The sequence below is a fragment of the Lysobacter sp. TAB13 genome (assembly GCF_052113885.1).
GTDB lineage: Bacteria > Pseudomonadota > Gammaproteobacteria > Xanthomonadales > Xanthomonadaceae > Lysobacter > Lysobacter gummosus.
This window is the reverse complement of the sequence record NZ_JBFRDR010000025.1, coordinates 47,866-67,466: the sequence shown is the minus strand read 5'-3', so window position 1 is coordinate 67,466 and position 19,601 is coordinate 47,866. Positions and strand designations below refer to the sequence as shown.

Annotated in this window: 20 protein-coding genes and 1 tRNA gene; 10 read left to right on the top strand and 11 right to left on the bottom strand. The window is 67.7% G+C overall.

Annotated features, from left to right (window positions below):
- The first annotated feature begins 441 nt into the window (after positions 1-441).
- The 9 genes from pdhA to AB4Y92_RS21990 all read left to right on the top strand — a co-directional run bounded on the left by pdhA (position 442) and on the right by AB4Y92_RS21990 (position 9,683).
- Positions 442-1,515, top strand: a complete 1,074-nt coding sequence (pdhA, locus tag AB4Y92_RS22030) for a pyruvate dehydrogenase (acetyl-transferring) E1 component subunit alpha (protein WP_235113747.1) — start codon at positions 442-444, stop codon at positions 1,513-1,515.
- The gene (locus AB4Y92_RS22025; protein WP_441821603.1) at positions 1,512-2,543 is read left to right on the top strand and encodes an alpha-ketoacid dehydrogenase subunit beta; all 1,032 of its coding nucleotides are present in this window, start codon (positions 1,512-1,514) and stop codon (positions 2,541-2,543) included. Before pdhA ends, AB4Y92_RS22025 begins: the two co-directional genes overlap by 4 nt.
- Position 2,544: 1 nt before the next feature.
- On the top strand, positions 2,545-2,901 hold the full coding sequence (locus tag AB4Y92_RS22020; RefSeq protein WP_441821602.1) for an SH3 domain-containing protein: 357 nt from the start codon (positions 2,545-2,547) through the stop codon (positions 2,899-2,901).
- Positions 2,902-2,941: 40 nt separating this feature from the next.
- Positions 2,942-4,306: a dihydrolipoamide acetyltransferase family protein gene (locus AB4Y92_RS22015; protein ID WP_441821601.1), complete on the top strand. Its 1,365-nt coding sequence runs from the start codon at positions 2,942-2,944 to the stop codon at positions 4,304-4,306.
- A 357-nt stretch (positions 4,307-4,663) separates the two neighbouring features.
- A complete protein-coding gene (locus AB4Y92_RS22010) occupies positions 4,664-5,461 on the top strand; it encodes a peptidoglycan DD-metalloendopeptidase family protein (RefSeq protein ID WP_386786818.1) in 798 nt (265 codons plus the stop codon).
- Positions 5,462-5,641: 180 nt separating this feature from the next.
- Positions 5,642-6,472, top strand: a complete 831-nt coding sequence (locus tag AB4Y92_RS22005; protein WP_441821600.1) for a peptidoglycan DD-metalloendopeptidase family protein — start codon at positions 5,642-5,644, stop codon at positions 6,470-6,472.
- 90 nt (positions 6,473-6,562) lie between these two features.
- A complete protein-coding gene (locus tag AB4Y92_RS22000) occupies positions 6,563-7,504 on the top strand; it encodes a HEAT repeat domain-containing protein (RefSeq protein WP_441821599.1) in 942 nt (313 codons plus the stop codon).
- A 1,043-nt stretch (positions 7,505-8,547) separates the two neighbouring features.
- On the top strand, positions 8,548-8,931 hold the full coding sequence (locus AB4Y92_RS21995; RefSeq protein ID WP_441821598.1) for a VOC family protein: 384 nt from the start codon (positions 8,548-8,550) through the stop codon (positions 8,929-8,931).
- A 113-nt stretch (positions 8,932-9,044) separates the two neighbouring features.
- Positions 9,045-9,683, top strand: coding sequence for a hypothetical protein (locus tag AB4Y92_RS21990; RefSeq protein ID WP_441821597.1), 639 nt, complete (start codon positions 9,045-9,047; stop codon positions 9,681-9,683).
- A gap of 60 nt (positions 9,684-9,743) precedes the next feature.
- Here the strand turns inward: AB4Y92_RS21990 and AB4Y92_RS21985 are convergent, their stop codons facing one another.
- The 3 genes from AB4Y92_RS21985 to AB4Y92_RS21975 all read right to left on the bottom strand — a co-directional run bounded on the left by AB4Y92_RS21985 (position 9,744) and on the right by AB4Y92_RS21975 (position 12,569).
- Positions 9,744-10,706, bottom strand: coding sequence for an MBL fold metallo-hydrolase (locus AB4Y92_RS21985; protein ID WP_441821596.1), 963 nt, complete (start codon positions 10,704-10,706; stop codon positions 9,744-9,746).
- A 190-nt stretch (positions 10,707-10,896) separates the two neighbouring features.
- Positions 10,897-11,220, bottom strand: coding sequence for a hypothetical protein (locus AB4Y92_RS21980; protein WP_441821595.1), 324 nt, complete (start codon positions 11,218-11,220; stop codon positions 10,897-10,899).
- On the bottom strand, positions 11,217-12,569 hold the full coding sequence (locus AB4Y92_RS21975) for a tryptophan--tRNA ligase (RefSeq protein WP_441821594.1): 1,353 nt from the start codon (positions 12,567-12,569) through the stop codon (positions 11,217-11,219). Before AB4Y92_RS21975 ends, AB4Y92_RS21980 begins: the two co-directional genes overlap by 4 nt.
- A gap of 187 nt (positions 12,570-12,756) precedes the next feature.
- On the opposite strand from AB4Y92_RS21975, the gene AB4Y92_RS21970 reads away from it, so the two are divergent.
- The gene (locus tag AB4Y92_RS21970; RefSeq protein ID WP_441821593.1) at positions 12,757-13,629 is read left to right on the top strand and encodes a hypothetical protein; all 873 of its coding nucleotides are present in this window, start codon (positions 12,757-12,759) and stop codon (positions 13,627-13,629) included.
- A 169-nt stretch (positions 13,630-13,798) separates the two neighbouring features.
- On the opposite strand, the gene AB4Y92_RS21965 is transcribed toward AB4Y92_RS21970, so the two are convergent.
- From AB4Y92_RS21965 to plsY, 8 genes are all read right to left on the bottom strand, one after another.
- Positions 13,799-13,999, bottom strand: coding sequence for a CsbD family protein (locus AB4Y92_RS21965; protein ID WP_441821592.1), 201 nt, complete (start codon positions 13,997-13,999; stop codon positions 13,799-13,801).
- 331 nt (positions 14,000-14,330) lie between these two features.
- The gene (locus AB4Y92_RS21960) at positions 14,331-14,480 is read right to left on the bottom strand and encodes an entericidin A/B family lipoprotein (RefSeq protein ID WP_215057048.1); all 150 of its coding nucleotides are present in this window, start codon (positions 14,478-14,480) and stop codon (positions 14,331-14,333) included.
- Between the two features lie 198 nt (positions 14,481-14,678).
- Entirely contained in the window at positions 14,679-15,602 is a 924-nt protein-coding gene (rocF, locus tag AB4Y92_RS21955; protein ID WP_441821591.1) for an arginase, read from the bottom strand.
- Positions 15,603-16,089: 487 nt separating this feature from the next.
- Positions 16,090-16,165: transfer RNA gene (locus AB4Y92_RS21950), tRNA-Thr, on the bottom strand.
- A 100-nt stretch (positions 16,166-16,265) separates the two neighbouring features.
- Positions 16,266-17,108, bottom strand: coding sequence for an SPOR domain-containing protein (locus AB4Y92_RS21945; protein ID WP_441821590.1), 843 nt, complete (start codon positions 17,106-17,108; stop codon positions 16,266-16,268).
- Positions 17,109-17,130: 22 nt separating this feature from the next.
- On the bottom strand, positions 17,131-17,889 hold the full coding sequence (locus tag AB4Y92_RS21940) for a type III pantothenate kinase (protein ID WP_441821589.1): 759 nt from the start codon (positions 17,887-17,889) through the stop codon (positions 17,131-17,133).
- Complete coding sequence (gene birA, locus AB4Y92_RS21935; protein WP_441821588.1) at positions 17,886-18,884, bottom strand: bifunctional biotin--[acetyl-CoA-carboxylase] ligase/biotin operon repressor BirA; 999 nt, start codon at positions 18,882-18,884, stop codon at positions 17,886-17,888. The genes AB4Y92_RS21940 and birA overlap by 4 nt, the downstream gene beginning before the upstream one ends.
- Positions 18,884-19,564: a glycerol-3-phosphate 1-O-acyltransferase PlsY gene (gene plsY, locus AB4Y92_RS21930; RefSeq protein ID WP_441821587.1), complete on the bottom strand. Its 681-nt coding sequence runs from the start codon at positions 19,562-19,564 to the stop codon at positions 18,884-18,886. Before plsY ends, birA begins: the two co-directional genes overlap by 1 nt.
- Between the last annotated feature and the right edge of the window lie 37 nt (positions 19,565-19,601).

Genomic DNA, 19,601 nt, shown 5'->3' with positions numbered 1-19,601 from the left:
TTCGGCATGTCGTCATGAGTTTTCGCATTCCCCATCCACGCCGCTGCGCCGCGCGCGGATCGGAGCGAGGAACGCGGCCATCCGCCCGCGTCCCTCGCGCAAGTAGCGACCGGCAAAGAGAAATCCCGCGAAACCGGCGATGCGCGGGCCGCGCGCGGTTATTGCTGAACCGCTTCGGCGCGCACAGTACGACCGCGACGCCTAGCGGTTTTCGCCCCGCAATGCATGCCGCAGCGCGCAACGGCGCTTAACGCGGGTTTCGGTATCATTCGCGCCAGACGCGGCACCCCGCCAGGGTGTCGCGGCTTTAGCCCGGCCCGGAACTACCCGCTGTAATCGCGGTCTCCGGACCCAGCCGTCTGAAGCTGACCAGCGCGCCCGGCACTGGATCCGGGACCGGAACGATTCGGACCTCATCCCCACCCGTGAGGACCTTCCGCGATGACCGTCGCCGCGACGTTCGAAATCGAATATCTCCAATACCTCGGCGCAGACGGCAAACCCGTCGCCGAGATTCCCGCCGCGTTCAAGGACGCCAACACGCTGCTGCCGCTGTTCAAGCAGATGCTGTTCGTGCGCACCTTCGATACCAAGGCCATCGCTTTGCAACGCACCGGCAAGCTCGGCACCTACGCCGCTTGCCTGGGCCACGAAGCCACCCATGTCGGCATCGGCGGCTCGATGCTGCCCGACGACGTGTTCGCGCCGAGCTATCGCGAATACGGCGCCCAGTTCATGCGCGGCGTGCAACCGCGCGAAGTGCTGCTGTACTGGGGCGGCGACGAGCGCGGCAACGACTTCGCCGGTCCGCGCAAGGACTTCGCCTGGTCGGTGCCGATCTCCACCCAATGCCTGCACGCCGCCGGCGCCGCGCTGGCGTTCAAGCTGCGCAAGGAAACCAATCTCGCCGTGGCCTGCTGCGGCGACGGCGGTTCGTCCAAGACCGACTTCTACGCCGCGCTCAATTCCGCCGGCGCTTATCAGTTGCCGCTGATCCTGTGCGTGATCAACAACGGCTGGGCGATCTCGGTGCCGCGCTCGGCGCAGACCGGCGCCAAGACGCTGGCGCAGAAAGGCCTGGCCGGCGGCCTGCACTGCCTGCAGGTGGACGGCAACGATCTGATCGCGGTGCTCGAAGGCATGCGCCGCGCCGCGGAACTGGCGCGCAGCGGCCAGGGCGGCAGCGTGATCGAGTTCATGACCTACCGTCTGCACGATCACACCACCGCCGACGACGCGCGCCGCTACCGCGACGATGCCGAAGTCAAGGATGCGTGGACGCGCGATCCGATGCCGCGCCTGCGCACCTATCTCACCGATCAGGGCGTGTGGAACGAAGAACTCGAAAAAGCCTGGGCCGAAGAATGCGGCAAGAAGGTCGATATCGAGATCAACGCCTACCTGGAAACGCCGGTGCAGCCGGTCGAGGCCATGTTCGATTATCTCTACGCCGACATGCCGGCGGATCTGCAGGCGCAGCGCGCCGAAGTACTTGCTCTGGAGGGTCGTCGATGAACGTCGCGACGAAAGCCAACGTGGATACGAGTCAGCCGGTGGCCACGCCCGCCGCGATCACCCTGATCGAAGCGATCACGCAGGCGCTCGCTTACGAGATGCGTAACGACGACACCGTGCTGGTGCTCGGCGAAGACGTCGGCGTCAACGGCGGCGTGTTCCGCGCCACCGCCGGCCTGCAGCAGATTTTCGGCAGCGAGCGCGTGCTCGACACGCCGCTGGACGAAACCACCATCGCCGGCCTCACCGTCGGCCTGGCCGCGCAAGGCATGAAGCCGGTGGCCGAAGCGCAGTTCGACGGCTTCGTCTATCCGATGCTCGATCACATCATCTGCCACGCCGCGCGCTTCCGTCACCGCACCCGCGGCCGCCTGACCTGCCCGATGGTGCTGCGCGTGCCGTGGGGCGGCGGCATCCGCGCGCCGGAACATCACAGCGAAGCCAACGAGGCCTTGTTCACCAACGTGCCGGGCCTGCGCGTGGTGTTGCCGTCCTCGCCCGCGCGCGCCTACGGCCTGCTGCTGGCGGCGATCCGCGATCCGGACCCGGTGATCTTCTACGAGCCCAAGCGCATCTATCGCCAGTACAAGGAAGTGGTCGCCGACGACGGCGAAGCGCTGCCGCTGGACGTGTGCTACGTGCTGCGCGACGGCAGCGACATCACCCTGGTCAGCTGGGGCGCGCAGGTCAAGGAAACCCTGGAAGCGGCGGAGAAACTCGCCGGCGAAGGGATCAGCGCGGAAGTGATCGACGTCGCCACGCTCAAGCCGCTGGACTTCGCCACCATCGCCGAATCGGTGGCCAAGACCGGCCGCTGCGTGATCGTGCACGAAGCCCCGCGCACCGCCGGCTTCGGCGCCGAGATCGCCGCGCGCCTGGCCGAGGAGTCGATGTACGACCTGCTCGCGCCGGTCGAGCGCGTCACCGGCTACGACACCCACATCCCGCTGTTCCGCCTGGAGATGAAGTACCTGCCCAGCGTCGAGAAGATCGTCGCCGCGGCCAAGCGCGCGCTCGGCCACGGCTGACATGCGCGCGCTCGTCGTCGCCGACTATCGCACCCGGCATCACGATCCCATCCGCTTCGAGGCGGGTGAGATCGTGCAGTTGGGCGAGCGCGACGACGAGTGGCCGGCTTTCGTCTGGACCCGCGTCGCCGACGGCCGCGCCGGCTGGGCGCCGTGCGATCTGCTGCGCCCGCTGGACGCCGGACGCGCCGAGGCCTTGTCCGGTTACGACGCACGCGAGCTCGACGTCTCCGCCGGCCAGTCGCTGCGGCTGCTCGACGAACTCGGCGGCTGGTGGTGGGCGCAACGCGAACACGACGGCGCGCAGGGCTGGGTGCCCGCGCGTCATCTGCAAATCCTCCGAGGCGATGCGTCGTGACGCCGCATCGCCCTCCCTTCTTTCAGAGACGATCCCGTTTATGAGCGATACCAAGACCTTCCTGCTTCCCGACCTCGGCGAAGGCCTGCCCGACGCGACCATCGTCGAATGGGCGGTCAAGGTCGGTGACACGATCCGCCTCGACGACACCCTGGTGTCGATGGAAACCGCCAAGGCGGTGGTGGAAGTGCCTTCGCCCGTGTCGGGCAAGGTGCTCAAGCTCGCCGGCGCCGCCGGCGATATCGTCGTCACCGGCACGATGCTGGCCGAGTTCGAACTCGACCTCAGCCAGCCGCAGCGCGCCGATGGGCAAGATACGGGGCATCACCACGGCGGCGGTCATGCGCCGGCGCCTCAGGCGCCTGCCGCATCCGCCGAACCGGCCGCGCCGGCGAAACCCGCCGAGGGCGGCGAGCGCGCCGACAGCGGCACTGTGGTTGGTGCGATGCAATCCTCCGACGCGGTGCGCAGCGAACAAGCCGTCGCGGTCGGCGGGGTCAAGGCGATGCCAGCGGTGCGCGCGCTCGCGCGCAAGCTCGGCGTCGATCTGAGCCGCGTGCGCGCCACCGGCAATGACGGCGTGGTCACCAACGACGACGTCAAGCGTGCCGCCGCCGACGGCTCGGCCAAGATCGGCGCGGCACCTGCCACCGCGGTCGCTGCTCCTGCCCGCGCGCCGGCCGCCGAAGCGCCGGCCGCGCCCTCGCGCAGCACCTTGTCGCAGTCCGGCCGTCCGATGCGCACCCAGCCGCCGGGCGTGGCCGCGACCGGCCAGCCGGAACAGCTCAAGGGCGTGCGCCGCAACATGGCGCGGGTGATGGCCGACGCGCACAGCAAGGTCGTGCCGACCACGCTCGCCGACGACGCCGACATCCACGCCTGGGCGCCGGGCAACGACATCACCGGCCGCCTGGTACGCGCGATCGTCGTCGCCTGCAAGACGGTGCCGGCATTGAACGCCTGGTTCGACGGCGACAAGCTCACCCGCACTCTGCATCCGCATGTGGACATCGGCATCGCCGTGGACACCGACGACGGCCTGTTCGTGCCGGCGCTGCGCAATGCCGACGTGCTCGATCCGCGCGGCGTGCGCGAGGCGATCAACCGTCTGCGCGTGCAGGTCGAAGACCGCAGCATTCCGGCCTCGGAACTCACCGGCTACACCATCTCGCTGTCGAACTTCGGCATGTTCGCCGGCCGTTACGCCACCCCGGTGGTGGTGCCGCCGACGGTGGCGATCATCGCCGCCGGCAAGGGCCGTCATCAGATGACGCCAGTGATGGGCGGTTTCGAATCGCACAAGGTGATTCCGCTGTCGCTGACCTTCGATCATCGCGCCTGCACCGGCGGCGAAGCCGCGCGTTTCCTCAAGGCGATGATCGACGATCTGGCCCGCGCCAATTAAGCCGTAGACGCATCGCCGCGCAACACGCGCGAAAGCAAGCAACCAACGCCCCGATCCCGGGGCGTTGTGTTTTTTACCGGCGCGTTTCGCCGCGAACTTTCGCGCACAAGCCTCGCGCGTCGGCGACAGCTAAACGACAGGTAAGAAAAACGTCTTCGCCGACCGCGACTGCGATCACGGTCGATGCCGCGCGTGCGTCCAGGAATAAAAAATTTACATAACAAACAGGTAACGAATACCGCTAGCGTCGGCTTGCGACTCCGGCGCCGCGCGTCCCCTCCCCTGGCGGGACCAGCGGCGTCGGAGCGCAACTCTTCAGCGAGCCGCGCCGGCTCGCCCACCTAGCGAGGAAACACCATGAACCATCTCCCGCGCCGCGCTTTCGCGCTGGCGTCCCTGGCCTCGTGCCTGCTGGCCGCGAACGCGGCCCAGGCCGCGCCGAATTTCCAGATGCCTTTCGCCTGCAACGACGTATGGGTCGCCAACACCTGGGACGGCCACAAGCCGGGCAACTCGGTCGATATGAACCGCCCCGCCGGCGACAGCCGCTCCACCGCCGGTTCCACCGTGGTCGCTTCCGCCGCCGGCACCGTCGTTACTTCGACCTATTCCAACAACACCGGCTACGGCAACTACATCGTCATCGACCACGGCGGCGGTTGGAAAACCCTGCACGCGCATCTGCAATCGCGCGCGGTCTCCGCCGGCGCCAGCGTGCGCCAGGGCCAGAAGATCGGCGCGGTCGGCAACACCAGCGCGCTGTACAACCTCGCCCCGCACCTGCACTACGAACAGATCTACAACGGCGCGGTGCAGAAGGCGACGTGGAACGGCGTGGCGTTGCGGTACTTCGAGAAGAAGAACTACAAGAGCCAGAACAGCTGCGGCAGCGGCGGCGGCGTCACCGGCACCGTAAAGACCGCCGGCTCGGCCTTGAACGTGCGCTCCGGCCCGGGCACCAACTACAGCATCGTCGATTCGGTCGCCAACGGCAGCACCGTGAGCATCCGCTGCCAGAAGACCGGCGAGAGCATCAGCGGCACCTACGGCACCAGCAACATCTGGAACAACATCGGCGCCAGCGGCAGCAACAAGTACATCCCCGACGCCTACACCCACACCGGTTCCGACGGCCGCGTCGCGCCGGATTGCTGATACGCCGCGCAGCGGCAACGGCCGCGGCATCGACAAGACGCGCAGCGATCAGCGCGCCGATCCGCGCACCGAAGTTCCATGCGATACGCAACACGCCACACGCCGTACCGACACCGCCTCGGCACCCACGTAACCGGGGCCTCTAGCGTTCTCCCATTCACCGCTCAAGAGGTTTCCGACATGACGCATTCGCATAACCGCCGCGCCCGCCGCACGATGCTCGCCTGCCTCGCCGCGGCGACCTTCGGCCTGCTCGCCAGCGCCGCGCACGCGGCCCGCCCCGATTTCCAGATGCCCTTCGCCTGCAACCAGACCTGGTACGGCGACACCTATCCCGGCCACGGCCTGCGCTACGCGGTGGATCTCAACCACAAGCCGCGTCCGCTCAGCGACGCCGATCTCGGCTCGCCCGTGGTCGCTTCCGCCGCGGGCAAGGCCACCACCTACAACCCGCATCCGGGCACCGGTTACGGCCGCCTGGTGGTGATCGACCACGGCGGCGGCTGGACCACCTGGTACGCGCATCTGGACAGCATCGCCGTCGCCAACGGCGCCAACGTCAGGCAAGGCCAGAAGATCGGCACCCTGGGCAAGACCACGCGCCCGGGCAACAGCATCTCAGCGCACCTGCATTACGAACAGCGCCTCAACGGCGACGACCAGAAGATCGTCTGGAACGGCTCAACCATCGTCTACGATCAATACGAAGTCCCCTACAAGAGCCGCAACAGCTGCGGCACCACGCCGCCCGGCGGCTTCACCGGCACTGTGAAGACCGCCGGCTCGCCCTTGAACGTGCGCTCCGGCCCGGGCACCAGCTACAGCGTGGTCGATTCGCTCGCCAACGGCACCGTCGTCAGCATCCGTTGCCAGAAGACCGGCGAAACCGTCACCGGCACGTTCGGCACCAGCAACCTGTGGAACAACATCGCGCCGGCCGGCAGCAACAAGTACATCCCGGACGTCTACACCTTCACCGGTTCCGACGGCCGCGTCGCCCCGGACTGCTGATCCGCGCACTACGCTGTCACCGGCCCGGAGCGGCGTGTACGCCGCTCCGGGCCGATGCAGCGATACACGACGTCACTCGGAACGCCCCGTATGAACCGATTGCAATTGACTCTGGCCCTGCTCGCATCGGCGTTGACCGGCGCCATCGTCGGCAGCTCGATCACCCGCGCCATCGCCGCGCCGCTGCCGACCCACGCCACCGCGGCGGCGACCGGCGCCGCTCCGCGCAACGCGCGCGCGCCGTTCGCGGGCACACCGGCGCAAGGCAACCTCGCCGCCTACACCTACCCGGCGCGCAACGGCGACGACAACCTGGACCGCATGACCCAGCGCGCGCGCCGCGATCCCGCTTACTTGCGCGAATTGCTGCGCAGTTACAGCTTCGAGACCGAACTGGACAAACGCGGCGCGCTGCTGGCGGTGCTGCAGGGCGTGGCCAATCAGGACGTGCTGCAGTTGGGCCGGCAATTGGCCGACAGCGGCGATCCCGAGCAGCGACGCAGCGGTTTGGAGCTGCTCAAGTCGTTCTCGCTGGACGTGCCGGAAGTGCGCGATCTGTTGTCGCGGCAGATCCAGGACGAACGCGACCCGGCCATGCTCAAGCAGTTGGTCGATATGCTGACCCCGGCGGTGATCGCCAGCGAAGACGCCGCGCCCTTGCTCGATCGGCTCAGCACCCTGCGCCACCACGCCGACCCGGCGGTGCGCGCGAGCAGCGTGTTGCAGTCGGTGCAATGGAACAAGAACGGCAACAACGAAGACATCCTGCATCAGGCCATCCTCGACGGCGACCTGGTGGTGCGTCAGGCTGCGATCGCCGGCATCAACGCTTCGGGGACGCGTTCGGATCGGCTCAAGGACGCGTTGCTGGGGCTTGCTTCCGATTCGCAGACCGATGCGGAGACGCGCAATGCGGCGGTGTTCGCCTTGCAGAATTTCGCGATGAATCGGGGTGAGTACACCTTGTATCGCAAGGCCGCCGAGCAGGTGGTGGATGGCGATGGGCATGAGCGCGAGTATCCCCAGCGCTGAGGCCGAGGCTGCAGTTGCTGCTACTGCCGTTGCCGTTGCCGTTGCCATTGCCGTTGCCGTTGCCGTTGCCGTTGCCGTTGCCGTTGCCGTTGCCGTTGCCGTTGCCGTTGCCAAGATTTTGCTTCGGCTCCGCTTTGCTCCGACTTTGCCTTAGCCCTTGCCGTTGCTGGGCGCAGCTTGTAACTCGCGAGACCAGGGACACCCGGAGGGCGGCGCACATGGACGTGCGCCGGGTGCCACCTTGGGCAGGATGCCCAATGTGGCACCTGCCTGCGCAAGCACCGTACTCGTGGCTCTTGATTCGAAACAGCCAAAGCCCTTTCTTTGGTTACTTTCTTTGTGGCTTTGGACAAAGAAAGTGACCCGCCGCTCCATGGCGGAAGCTTTAGGCGTTTGATCTTGCTCTTGCTCTTGCTCTCGCTTGAGGCTTCTTTTGCTCGTCATTCCCGCGAAGGCGGGAATCCAGCGACTTCAGCGCCATCCTTCCAGGCCGTCATTCCCGCGAAAGCGGGAATCCAGCGACTTCCAGCGTTCTCGCACGAAAGGCACTGGATTCCCGCTTTCGCGGGAATGACGGTAGGAAGGGGTGCGCGGGTCTGGCTGTTTCGATCAGGGCCTTCCGTTTCCTTAGAAGCCTTAGAAGCCTTAGAAGCCGCAAGCAAGATCAAACGCTAAACGCTTCCGCCATAGAGCGGCGGGTCACTTTCTTTGTCCAAAGCCACAAAGAAAGTAACCAAAGAAAACGCATTGGCTGTTTCGAGTCAAAAGCCACGAGTGCGGTGCCTGCGCAGGCAGGTGCCACATTGGGCATCCTGCCCAAGGTGGCACCCGGCGCACGTCCATGTGCGCCGCCCTCCGGGTGTCCCTGGTCTCGCGAGTTACAGGCGGCGCCAAGCCAAAGCCAGGCAATAGCAATAGCAATAGCAATAGCAACGGCAACGGCAACGACAACGACACAGCAACGGCCATAGCAGCGCCGATGGCACTTCCATCTACACCCTCGCCTCGGCACTCTTACCCAACCCCCATGCAGGAGCAACGACATGGCCCACCGCAGCCGCCTGGCCGGTTTCATCATCGATTGCGAAACCGGCGACATCGACACCGCCGCGAATTTCTGGAGCGGCGCCTTAGGCCTGGCCCGCGTCGACACCTACGACGACGAAGGCGCCCAATACGCCCAACTCGCCAACGCCGCCGGCGAGCTGCACGTGGAAGTGCAGAAGGTCGACCATCCCTCGCGCGTGCACCTGGACATCGAAAGCGACGACCTCGACGCCGAAGCCGAGCGCCTGGAAAAACTCGGCGCCAAGCGGATCAAATTCCTCAAACGCTGGTGGGTGATGGAAGCGCCGACCGGCCATCGCTTCTGCATCGTGCGCATGAAGCACCCCGAACTCGGATCGCCGCCCAATCAATGGGACTAAGCGGTCCGGATCGAGGCTACTGAATTGAAGCAGGCACCATCGAGACCGACTTGATTCAGACCCGCGATCGAACGCACCCTTCAGCCTGCCTGGCCCGCATCCCAGAGCCACCCATGTCCCTGACTCCCGATCTGCTGCCCGACATCGAATCGCTGCGCCGCCGCACCCAGGCACTGGCCATGCTGGATGCCCTGCTGAGCCCCGAATGGGAGGACCGCTATTACAGCTACAACGCGGCGTGGTTCGAAGGCCAGGAAATGGCCTCGATGCGCAACGGCCACGGCGACGAATGGTTCCTGCTGTTCGATGAGGCGGGCGCGGCGCTGAAAGGTTACGCGCACGAATATTCGCCGTTCAACGGCCCCGCCCTGTATCAGGCGATCCGCGCGCAAGTGCCGGCCGCGTTCCGGAATTTTCTCGACGAACCCGCATTCGACATGGAGCACGCCAGTTTCTGCTACTGGCGCGGCAGGCAAGACCTTGCATGGTCCAAGGTGTCGCATCCTTCCCTGGCGTTGGCCAATGGCGACGACGGCTCCGGCGTGTTTCTGGCGCTGTTGGTCGAACCGGCCTCGGCGTACTGCGACTACGCGCTCGGGTACTTCGAGCAAGAAATTTCCAACGATTCGGTCCAGTCGCTGTACGACCACACTCCACTCACGCCCGAGTTGGTGCGCTCGATCGATCCTGATGCGGATCTGTCGCAGGTGCGCGCCGCGGCGGACGAAATCGGTTATCCCGTGGCCTGGTGAACATCGGGCAGGCGCGCCGACGCGTTCCACGCTACAACGTGGACGAAGACCTCCGCCCTCTCAGCCGGCCCGCGCCAGCCAGACTTCCAATCCCTGTGCGTTGAGCTCGACATCCACCGCCAGCACCGCGCGCGCCTGTTCGTCGCTGAGCCGGCTGGCATGCGCCCTCGCGCGAGCAGCGAAGTAGTCGGCCAGCGACTCGGTCAGGCGCGCGTGCAAGCCGTCGCCGGCTGACTGCGCCTCGCGCGCCAGCCGCACCATCGCGTCGATCTGCTCGATCAAATCGGCGCCCAGGCGCTGCGCGTCGCCGATGCGGCCGTAGTGGGTTACGTACATCCAGTCCGGATCGCGCGCGAGCAAGGTGCGGATCGAGGCCTTCAGCGGTTCGGGTTCGAACTGCACCGGCGAGGAGGTCGGCACGATGAAAGGCCCGTGCGCGGAATCGAATTCGCGATACGACAAGCCGAAGGTGTCGCCGGTGAACCAGCCGCGGCTGCGTTCGTCCCACACGCACAGGTGATGGCGCGCATGGCCGGGCGTATCCACGCACAGCAGCGCGCGGCCGGCGAGATCGACCACGTGACCGTCTTCGGCGACAACCACGCGCGGCGCCGGCACGGGCACGATTTCGCCATAGCTGCGCGCCATCTCCTGCTCGCCGTACACCGCGGTGGCGCCGGCGACCAGGCGCGAGGGATCGATCATGTGCGCCGCGCCGCGCGGATGCACGACCAGGCGCGCGTTGGGCAGGCGCTGCATCAACGCGCCGGCGCCGCCGGCGTGGTCCAGGTGCACGTGGGTCAGGATCAGCCAATCGACTTCGGCCGGAGTCAGGCCGTGCCGCGCCAGCGCGTCGAGCAAGGCCGGAATCGAATGCTGGGTGCCGCAATCGATGAAGGCAGCGCGGCCGTTTTCGATCACCAGATAGGCGGCGTCGAATACCGGCCGGTGGAAACCGGTGTCGATGGTGACGATGCCGTGTTCGGCGGAATCGTGCGGCGCAGGTTCGCGGAGAGAGGTCATGGCGAAAGCATCGGCGGTGACTGGGCCTGAGTCTATGCCCTGGCAGGTCATGGCCGCGATGCGGCTTTGGTCGGAACGATTTTTGTGGGAGGGGCTTCAGCCCCGATGCTTTTGGCTCAGATCGCGATGCAGGTCCAGGCGATCTGAGCCGAAAGCATCGGGGCTGAAGCCCCTCCTACAGAGACCTCGGTCATTCGCGGTAGTCTTTCACTCCGCGCAACCAGCGCCAACGCAACACGAAGGCCAGCGCCAGCACTGCGAGAAACACGCCATAGCCCATGGACGTGGCCAATATCTGCGGCCACATCGCGCCATGGCCGTGCCCGGCGTTCATATGCGCCCAATGCACGGCCAGCACGAAGGCGCATACCGACACCGCCAGCGACACTGCATCGAACAATTGCCGCGCCGGTGTCCGCGGTTTGCGCGGATACAGCCAGAACAAGGCGCCGAGGATCGCGAACCACGGCAGAAACAGGATCAACGCCAGATTGAGTTCGACGAAGCGGCTCACGAATCGGCCGACTCCCGCGCCGCGCCGTCCTTGGCCGCGCGCGCATCGGCTTCGGCTTGGGCGATCGCCGCCACCGCCGCCGCGATCTGCGCCTGCCGCGCGGCATCGACCGGTTCGGCCGCCGCCAGCAACTGCGCCAGTTCCAGACGCCCGGCCTTGGCCGCGCCGATCAGTTGCCCGATCTCCTTGGGCGCGGCGAAGCCGCGACTTTGCAGCAGCACCTGCTCGCCGTCGGCCAGCTTGAAATAGAACTGGCCGTCGGCTTCGCGGTACTGCTTGAACGCCGGCAGCGACGCCGCCTTCGCATCGGCCTTGGTCTCGCCCGCGGCCGTCGCGGTCTGCGACAGATCGCGCAGGCCCACCGCTTCGCGCAGACGCTTCATCATGCCCACGCCGTAGCGCTCGCGCACGCGGCGCGCGCCGTCGATCAGGGTCGCTTCGATGTCCTGCGGACGTGCCATCAGGGCTTCGTACTTCTCGCGCAGCGGCGTGATCTCCGCGTCGATGCGCTCGAACAAAGCCTGCTTGGCTTCGCCCCAGGCGATGCCGTCGGCGAAGGCGCGGCGCATCGCCTGCGTTTCTTCCTCGCTGGCGAAGGCCTGGTAAATCTGGAACAGCGCCGAGCCTTCGGTGTCCTTCGGCTCGCCCGGCAAGCGCGAGTCGGTGACGATCGAATAGATCAGCTTCTTGAGCTGATCGCGCGGCGCGAACAGCGGAATCGTGTTGTCGTAGCTCTTGCTCATCTTGCGGCCGTCCAGGCCCGGCAAGGTCGCCACGTTTTCTTCGATCAGGGCCTCGGGCAGGACGAAATGCTCGCCGTACAGATGATTGAAGCGCTGGGCGAAATCGCGCGCCATCTCGATGTGCTGGATCTGGTCGCGGCCGACCGGCACCTTGTGCGCGTTGAACACCAGGATGTCGGCCGACATCAGCACCGGGTACATGAAAAGGCCCGCGTTGATGCCGGCGTCGTCGTCTTCGCCCTCTTCGCGATTCTTGTCGACCGCGGCCTTGTAGGCGTGCGCGCGGTTGAGGATGCCCTTGCCGGCGACGCAGGTCAGGAACCAGGCCAGTTCGGGAATCTCGACGATTTCGCTCTGCCGGTAAAACCACACCGTGGCCGGGTCCAGGCCGCAGGCCAGCCATGCCGCGGCGATTTCCAGGGTCGAGCGCTGCACGCGCTCGGGTTCTTGCACCTTGATCAGCGCGTGCAGATCGGCCAGGAAGTAATAGCTCTCCACCTGCGGGGTCCGGCTGGCGGCGATGGCCGGGCGGATCGCGCCGACGTAGTTGCCGAGGTGCGGGGTGCCGGAGGTGGTGATGCCGGTGAGAACGCGGGTCTGGGTCATGGGGATCGCTGGGCGGAGCGTGATCGGCCAGTTTAAAGGGAAAGCCCGCGCCGGCGCAGGCAGCCGGGCGGCGGCGGGTACGCGCGGTCGGCGGGGCCCGCCGGCCGGCCAACCCGGCCCGCGGGCGCTTAACCCCACCGGCCGCGGCCCGGCGTTTGCAGATTCCGAACCCCAAGGAGATCGCGCCATGTTCCGCTCGCTAGTCCTGCTCGCCGGCGCCGTGCTGACCGCCGGCGCCTGCACCCCGAGCTACGCCCGCCCCCTGGTCGATGTCGCGGTGATCGACCGCGACAACGGCGACTGGCTGCAGAACTGGTCGCACCGCGGCCAGCAATGGATCGCCGGCACGCCCGGCCACCGCTATTCGGTGCGCCTGACCAACAGCAGCGACCAGCGCGTGCTGGTGGTGCTGTCGGTGGACGGCGTCAACGCCGTCAGCGGTCAGACCGCCAGCCCGTCCCAGGCCGGTTACGTGCTCGAAGCCTGGCAATCGACCGAGATCAACGGCTGGCGCAAGTCGATGGACGATGTCGCCCAGTTCGTCTTCACCGACCTGCCCGACAGCTACGCCGCGCGCACCGGCCGGCCGGACAACGTCGGCGTGATCGGCGTGGCGGTGTTTCAGGAACGTCAGGTGTATCGCCCGGTGTACGAGCAACCGCGCCCGTATCCCTCGCCCTATCCGTACCCGCCCTACGCCCGCGGCGAGCGCGAGAGCGACGCCTCGGCGGCCAAGGCCGAGCGCCGCGCCGGCAACGCCGCGGCCGCGCCCGCACCGGCCGGCGCCGCGCGCGAACAGGACATGGCCGCCGACAGCGCCGCCGCGCAATCGATCGGCACCGGCCACGGTGCGCGCGAATGGTCGCCGGTGTCGCAGACCCAGTTCGTCCGCGCGTCGCGTTCGCCGGCGCAGGTGATCCAGTTGCGCTACGACGATTACCCCAACCTGGTCGCGCGCGGCGTGGTGCCGCGTTATCGCGATCCGTACTACTCGCGCAATGTCGAACCGCGCGCGTTCCCGAACGGCTTCGTCGCCGATCCGCCGTCGCGCGGTTGGTAAGCCGCGACCATCGCACGCGCAGAAAAAACGGGCCGGATGCGAATCCGGCCCGTTTCTCTTCACCTACTCCTCGTGCCTCGCCAGCGCGGCGGTCCACACGCCGCGCGGCGATCTTTCCCGATTCACCCGGCCGCGGGCTGCACCGCGGCCGGGGCATCGGTCACCGCGTTCAGTTCAAGGTCTTGCCGAAGTCGCGTACTTCCTTCTCGGCGCGGTCGCGTTCCCAACCGTAGCGTTCCTGCAATTTGCCGGCGAGGTATTCGGAATTGCCCTCGGCGACATCGAACACGTCGTCGGTCAGGTCGCCCCACTTGGCCTTGGCCTTGCCCTTGAGCTGGGTCCACTTGCCGGCAATGATGTCTTTGTTCATCGTAGAACTCCTTCGTTGGGGGATGCGGATTTCGCAAGATGCGCCGATGCGTGCGCGCACTCGCAAGATTCGTGATGGCGAGGATCGGAATCGAAACCCGCCCGCACGTACCCGGCTTGCTGCTTGCCGATATCGCGATGCCAGTGTCGCAACGCTCCCATTCGCATCCGGTCACGATTGCGTTAGCCGCGGCTTGATGTCGATGAACACTTTGAATTCTTCAGCTTGAGGCTGTGCGCGCGATCGCATTGCGCATCGTCGTGCGAAACTTTCAGGCAAAAGAAAAGGCCGGATCGCTCCGGCCTTTTCCTTGCAGCGAAATCGTTGCGACTTATTTGCCGTCGCGTACGTCTTCGGCCTTCTGCTCGACCTTTTCACCGGCCTTCTTCACGTCCTTGCCGGCGCCAGCCACGGTGTTGCAGGCAGTCAGGGTGCCGATCGAGAACAGGGCGAGCAGCAACAGGGCAGTCAAACGCTTCATAGGAACTCCTTGGTCGGTTGCGGGTACCAGATGGGCCGCGCCATTCGTCGCGTCCTGGGCACCGATCAGACGCGAGCGGATGTGAAGCCTGCGTGCAGCGCGCCGCGGAAACCCAACAAAACAAAGGCTTGCGCGGCAATCCCTGGGATCGGCGTCAGCCGCGATTCATCGCCGCGAGCCGATCCACGCATGGCGCTTTCAATCGCGCATCAAGGTCGATTTGCCGAACAGGCTTTCGACCAGATCCACCGACAGCTTCGCGGTGCGGTTGCGCTTGTCGAGGATCGGATTGAGTTCGACGATGTCCAGCGAGGCCAGGCGTCCGTTGTCGGCGATCATCTCCATCACCAACTGCGCCTCGCGATAATTCGGCCCGCCCGGCACCGTGGTGCCCACGCCCGGAGCGATGCTCGGATCGAGGAAGTCCACATCGAAGCTCACGTGCAGATGGGTGTTGTCGTCCACGCCTTCCAGCGCTTCCTCCATCACCCGCTTCATGCCGATCTCGTCGATGTAGCGCATGTCGTAGACATCCAGGCCGTGTTGCTTGATCAGCTGCTTCTCGCCCGGATCGACCGAGCGGATGCCGATCTGGCGGATGTCTTCGGCGCGCATCGCCGGCGCCGGGCCGCCGAGCGTGGTCAGCGCTTCCGGACCGATGCCGCACAGGCACGACACCGGCATGCCGTGGATGTTGCCCGAGGGCGTGACCTGGCTGGTGTTGAAGTCGGCGTGCGCATCGAGCCACAGCACGCGCAGCTGCTTGCCGGTTTCGCGGCAGTGGCGCGCGATCGCGGTGATCGATCCCAGGCCCAGGCAGTGATCGCCGCCGAGCAAGATCGGCATGCGCCCTTCGCGCAGTTCCGCACCGACCGCGTCCATGACCAGGCGATTCCAGGCCACCACTTCGGGCAGATGGCGATAGCCGCCGACCGGTTTCTGCCAGGGATTGCGCGGGCCGTCCAGATTGCCGCGATCGAGCACATCGACGCCGCGCGCGGCCAGGGCCTCGCCCAGGCCGGCGATGCGCAGCGCTTCCGGTCCCAGGCGCGCGCCGCGATGGCCGGCGCCGACGTCGGTGGGGGCGCCGATCAGCGAAACCCGGGGATACGTACGATTCATAAGAATTCCTCTGGCCGCGCTGGCTGACGGATGAGCACGCGGCATCGATAGGTGAACGCGGCGGATGCCCGCGGCATCGCGCGATCGCCGCAACAGGGCCGCGCATTGCGCTGCGGCCGCCGACGATGCGGCCATTCTAGTGCCTAAGCGCGGGGCTGGCCTACATCGGGGCCTCCCAACCGGTTACAGCCGCCGTCTTCACGTACTCGGCAGTTCGATCACGGAAAACATCGAGGACGCTTGCGCACTTCTGAATTGCGTGAAGCCGGCCTCATCGCTGTTGAGGTCGAGGAGCGAGTGCCTGGTGAGTGCGTGAAGACGTCGCGGTCTGCGGCGTGCAGCAAGAAATGCAAACGCGGACATGGCGATCAGGCCAGTGCTCGCACAAGCGCGGGCAAGGTTGATCGAAGCGGGCATTGGCGAAGATTGCAGACAGGCGATCGCAGACCGGGATCGCCCCATCGGGCCAGTACAGCCCGAACGTACGTGGTGCCGCTTGTCCGAATCGAACGGACGACCGCTCGCTTACAAGGCGAGTGCTCTACCAACTGAGCTAAAGCGGCAAGGTACGTATCGCGGCCACGCGGTGGACCGGTGGCGCCGGCGCATTCTATCGCGCCCGGGTCTCATCGCGACAGCGCGACGCGAGCTCGACCGCGCCGGTCAGCCCAGGCCGGCGCAGGAACGGCCGCGCCAGCGCGAGGCGCCGGCGGCGCGCCGCAAGGCCTCGCCGTTGGCGGTGGTGGTGGCGACGTCGATCCAGGTGGCGCCGCTCGCGCTCTCGCCCAGCGCTTCCACGCGCACGGCGAAACCGGCGGCGCTCAGTTCGTTGCCGCGTTTGCGCGCCGATTCCTCGCTGCGGAAACGCCCCAGGGCGATGGCGTTGGCTTCCGCGCCGCTCATCACGAACAGATCGTTGAAGCCGGCCGCGCGGATGCGTTGCGCGGTGGCCTGCGCGGCCTCGGCATTGGCGGTCGGCATATACACGCGCCAACCGCGTGAACTCTTGCTGCTGGCGCCTTCGCTGCGGCTGGCCATTTTTTGTGCCAGCGGCTGCAGTTTCGCCCGCGCCGCATCGGCCGCGGCGGCATCGGCGAAGGGGCCGACGCTGAAGCATTGCGCCTTGGCCGCGGGTTCGGGCGCGGGCAGCGGCGAGGTCGGCGGCACAGTCGCGGCGATGGCCGCGGCGGGCGGCGTGGCCGGCGCGGCCGGTTTTGCTGCCTCGGGTGCCGGCGCGGTGGTCGCGCCCGGAACCGGCGCGCTGTGCGCGGGAGCGCTCGCGACCGGCGGGGCGGCGGCGGTCTGCGCCGCTGGCGCGGCCGAACTCGCCGTCGCGGCCGTGGCCGGGCGCTCGATAAGCCGGTCTTCGCCGACGATCTGCAGACGCGCCACGCCCATCGGCAGTTTTTCTTCGACCGGCGGCGGCGGCGCGGGACGCGCGATCCACCACGCGGCGACGCCGATGTTGAGCGCAAGCAGCAAGACGATGAGGGCGCGGACAAGCATGTGCGGATTCTAGCCTGACGATTCAGCGCGGAGTTTCGACGCCGGCCCAGATCGCGAGGCCTTCCAGCACCAGCGTCGGCGAAGCGATCGGCGTGGGCAGCGCGGCGGCGAGCGCGTCGCTGCCGCCGCCGTGCAACAGCAGGCGCGGCACCGCGCCGAGTTTCAACTTGCCCGCCAGCAGGCTGCGCTCGATCAAGGCCAGGGCGGCGCCGTCGCAGCCCGAGGCCAGCGCGTCCTCGGTGTCGGCGGCGAAGGCCATGCGCTCGCCGCCGAGTTCGGGCAATTGCGGCGCGCGCGCGTGCAGCGCTTCGCGCATCAATGTCGGCGACGGCGCGATCAGGCCGCCGTGGTGCTGGCCGTGGGCGTCGATCAGATCGATGGTCAGTGCGGTGCCGACGCCGCAGATCAGGGCCGCGCCCTGCCCTTGCGCATGCGCGCCGAGCAAGGCGAGAAACCGATCGACGCCCAGCTTGCGCGGCTCGGCATAGGCGATGCGCACCTCGCCGAAACCGGGCAGCGCGAAGCGCGTCTGCGTGCGCGCGATCGAGATCCGCCCGCAGCGCGCGCTCAGCGCCTGCAGCACGGCCATGCGCTGGGCCGGATGGGCGACGCTGGCCAGATAGGCCACGTCGATGGGTTCGCTCGGCAGCGCCTGCGCCAAGGCCGCGGCGATGTCTTCTTCGCGATGCGGCAAGGCCAGCGCCGGGCCGGGACGGCCGTCGGCGCGCAGCGGCGCGCACTTGAGCCGGGTATTGCCCAGGTCGAACAACCATGCGTTCATCGCGCGTCCTCGCCGCTGCGGCGCACGCTGACTTCGCCGGCATGGAAGCGGCGTTCTTCGCCGGAGGGCAGACGCACGCGCAAGGCGCCGTCGTCGGCCAACCCGACCGCGTGGCCTTGGTGTTCGGCGTCGGCGCCGTGCACGCTCACCGCCTGCCCGGCCAATGCATCGAAAGCCGCGTAGCGCTCGATGAAGGGCGCCAGGCCGGCGCTGTCGAATTCGTCCAGCGCCGGCAGCAGCGCATCCAGCAGCGCCGCGGCGACCGCGTTGCGCGACAGCGCGCGCGGGCCCGCCAGGCTCGCCAGATCGCACCAGGGCTGGTCGATCTGCGTGGCCGCGGCGGCCGGCATGCGCACGTTGAGGCCCAGGCCGATCACCGCGCGCGCCGGGCCGGCGTATTCGCCGCCGCCTTCGATCAACAGGCCGCCGAGTTTGCGCAGGCCGGCGCGGTCGAGCACGACCAGATCGTTCGGCCACTTCAGCCGCACCGCATCGAAACCCAGGCCGTGCAGGGCCTGGACCGCGGCGATGCCGGCGACCAGGCTCAATCCGCCCAACCGGGCCAGGCCGCCGCCGAAGGAACGCGCCAGCGACAGATAGACATGCGCCGCCAGCGGCGAGGCCCAGACCCGCCCGCGACGGCCGCGGCCGCCGGTCTGGCGTTCGGCCAGCAGCACCGCCGCGCCCTGCGCGGGCGTGGCCCGGCGCAGCAGTTCGCTGTTGGTGGAATCGATGCTCCAGGCGACGTCGAGTTCGGCCAGCCGTTCGCGCGCGCCGGTGTCCAGGGCCGCGGCGATCGCCTCGGCGTCGAGCAGATCCAGCGGTTGCGACAGCGCGTAGCCGCGGCCGGGTTTGGCTTCGATCGCCACGCCGGCTTCGCGCAGGGCTTCGATCCGCTTCCATACCGCGGCGCGGGTCTGCCCGGCCGCGCTGGCCAGAGCGTCGCCGGTGGCGGGGCCGGCGATCAGGCGTTGCAGCAGCGCGCGATCGTCCATCAGCTCCGGCGCCAACGCTGCAGCAGGCGCGCCCGGGCGAAGCGCGATTCGGTGCCGGCGCGCAGCCGCGCCAGATTGCCGCGATGGGTGAACACGATCAGCGCCGCGGCCGCAAGCGAAAACCACAGCCGCGGCATGCCGGCATCGGTGATCCAGGCCAGCAGCGGCAGACTCAGCGCCGCGATCACCGTGGCCAGGCCGACGTAACCGCTGGCCAAGAGCACCACCGCCCAGATCGCCACCAGCACCGGCAGCGCGAACGGCCACAGCACCGCCAGCCCGCCGACCAGGGTCGCCGCGCCCTTGCCGCCGCGAAAACCGTGCCAGATCGGCCAGACGTGACCGAGCGCCGCGGCGAACGCGGCCAGATAACCGTGCGCGGTCACCGACCAGTTCGCCGCGACCGGCGCGAAACGCAGCGCCAGCCAGGTCGCCAGCACGCCCTTGCCGATATCGATCGCGACCACGCCGAGGGCGAAGCGCAGCCCCTGGGTGCGGAACGCGTTGGTGCCGCCGGCGTTGCCGCTGCCGTGCTGGCGGATGTCCACGCCGCGCAATTTTCCCAGCAGCAGGCTGCCCGACAGCGAACCGATCAAGTAAGCGGCCACCAGCAACAGCACCGACAGCGGCGCCACGGCGGTGGCGACGGACAACGGCGGTGTGAGAGCGGCGAACGGCATGCGCGGATTATGCGGGACGGCACCGGGTTTGCAGCGT

Bases quoted from the DNA above. Each gene is read 5' to 3' on its own strand.
- pdhA (WP_235113747.1), top strand. From the start codon at position 442: ATGACCGTCGCCGCGACGTTCGAAATCGAATATCTCCAATACCTCGGC.
- AB4Y92_RS22025 (WP_441821603.1), top strand. From the start codon at position 1,512: ATGAACGTCGCGACGAAAGCCAACGTGGATACGAGTCAGCCGGTGGCC.
- AB4Y92_RS22020 (WP_441821602.1), top strand. From the start codon at position 2,545: ATGCGCGCGCTCGTCGTCGCCGACTATCGCACCCGGCATCACGATCCC.
- AB4Y92_RS22015 (WP_441821601.1), top strand. From the start codon at position 2,942: ATGAGCGATACCAAGACCTTCCTGCTTCCCGACCTCGGCGAAGGCCTG.
- AB4Y92_RS22010 (WP_386786818.1), top strand. From the start codon at position 4,664: ATGAACCATCTCCCGCGCCGCGCTTTCGCGCTGGCGTCCCTGGCCTCG.
- AB4Y92_RS22005 (WP_441821600.1), top strand. From the start codon at position 5,642: ATGACGCATTCGCATAACCGCCGCGCCCGCCGCACGATGCTCGCCTGC.
- AB4Y92_RS22000 (WP_441821599.1), top strand. From the start codon at position 6,563: ATGAACCGATTGCAATTGACTCTGGCCCTGCTCGCATCGGCGTTGACC.
- AB4Y92_RS21995 (WP_441821598.1), top strand. From the start codon at position 8,548: ATGGCCCACCGCAGCCGCCTGGCCGGTTTCATCATCGATTGCGAAACC.
- AB4Y92_RS21990 (WP_441821597.1), top strand. From the start codon at position 9,045: ATGTCCCTGACTCCCGATCTGCTGCCCGACATCGAATCGCTGCGCCGC.
- AB4Y92_RS21985 (WP_441821596.1), bottom strand. From the start codon at position 10,706: ATGACCTCTCTCCGCGAACCTGCGCCGCACGATTCCGCCGAACACGGC.
- AB4Y92_RS21975 (WP_441821594.1), bottom strand. From the start codon at position 12,569: ATGACCCAGACCCGCGTTCTCACCGGCATCACCACCTCCGGCACCCCG.
- AB4Y92_RS21970 (WP_441821593.1), top strand. From the start codon at position 12,757: ATGTTCCGCTCGCTAGTCCTGCTCGCCGGCGCCGTGCTGACCGCCGGC.
- AB4Y92_RS21965 (WP_441821592.1), bottom strand. From the start codon at position 13,999: ATGAACAAAGACATCATTGCCGGCAAGTGGACCCAGCTCAAGGGCAAG.
- AB4Y92_RS21960 (WP_215057048.1), bottom strand. From the start codon at position 14,480: ATGAAGCGTTTGACTGCCCTGTTGCTGCTCGCCCTGTTCTCGATCGGC.
- rocF (WP_441821591.1), bottom strand. From the start codon at position 15,602: ATGAATCGTACGTATCCCCGGGTTTCGCTGATCGGCGCCCCCACCGAC.
- AB4Y92_RS21945 (WP_441821590.1), bottom strand. From the start codon at position 17,108: ATGCTTGTCCGCGCCCTCATCGTCTTGCTGCTTGCGCTCAACATCGGC.
- AB4Y92_RS21940 (WP_441821589.1), bottom strand. From the start codon at position 17,889: ATGAACGCATGGTTGTTCGACCTGGGCAATACCCGGCTCAAGTGCGCG.
- birA (WP_441821588.1), bottom strand. From the start codon at position 18,884: ATGGACGATCGCGCGCTGCTGCAACGCCTGATCGCCGGCCCCGCCACC.
- plsY (WP_441821587.1), bottom strand. From the start codon at position 19,564: ATGCCGTTCGCCGCTCTCACACCGCCGTTGTCCGTCGCCACCGCCGTG.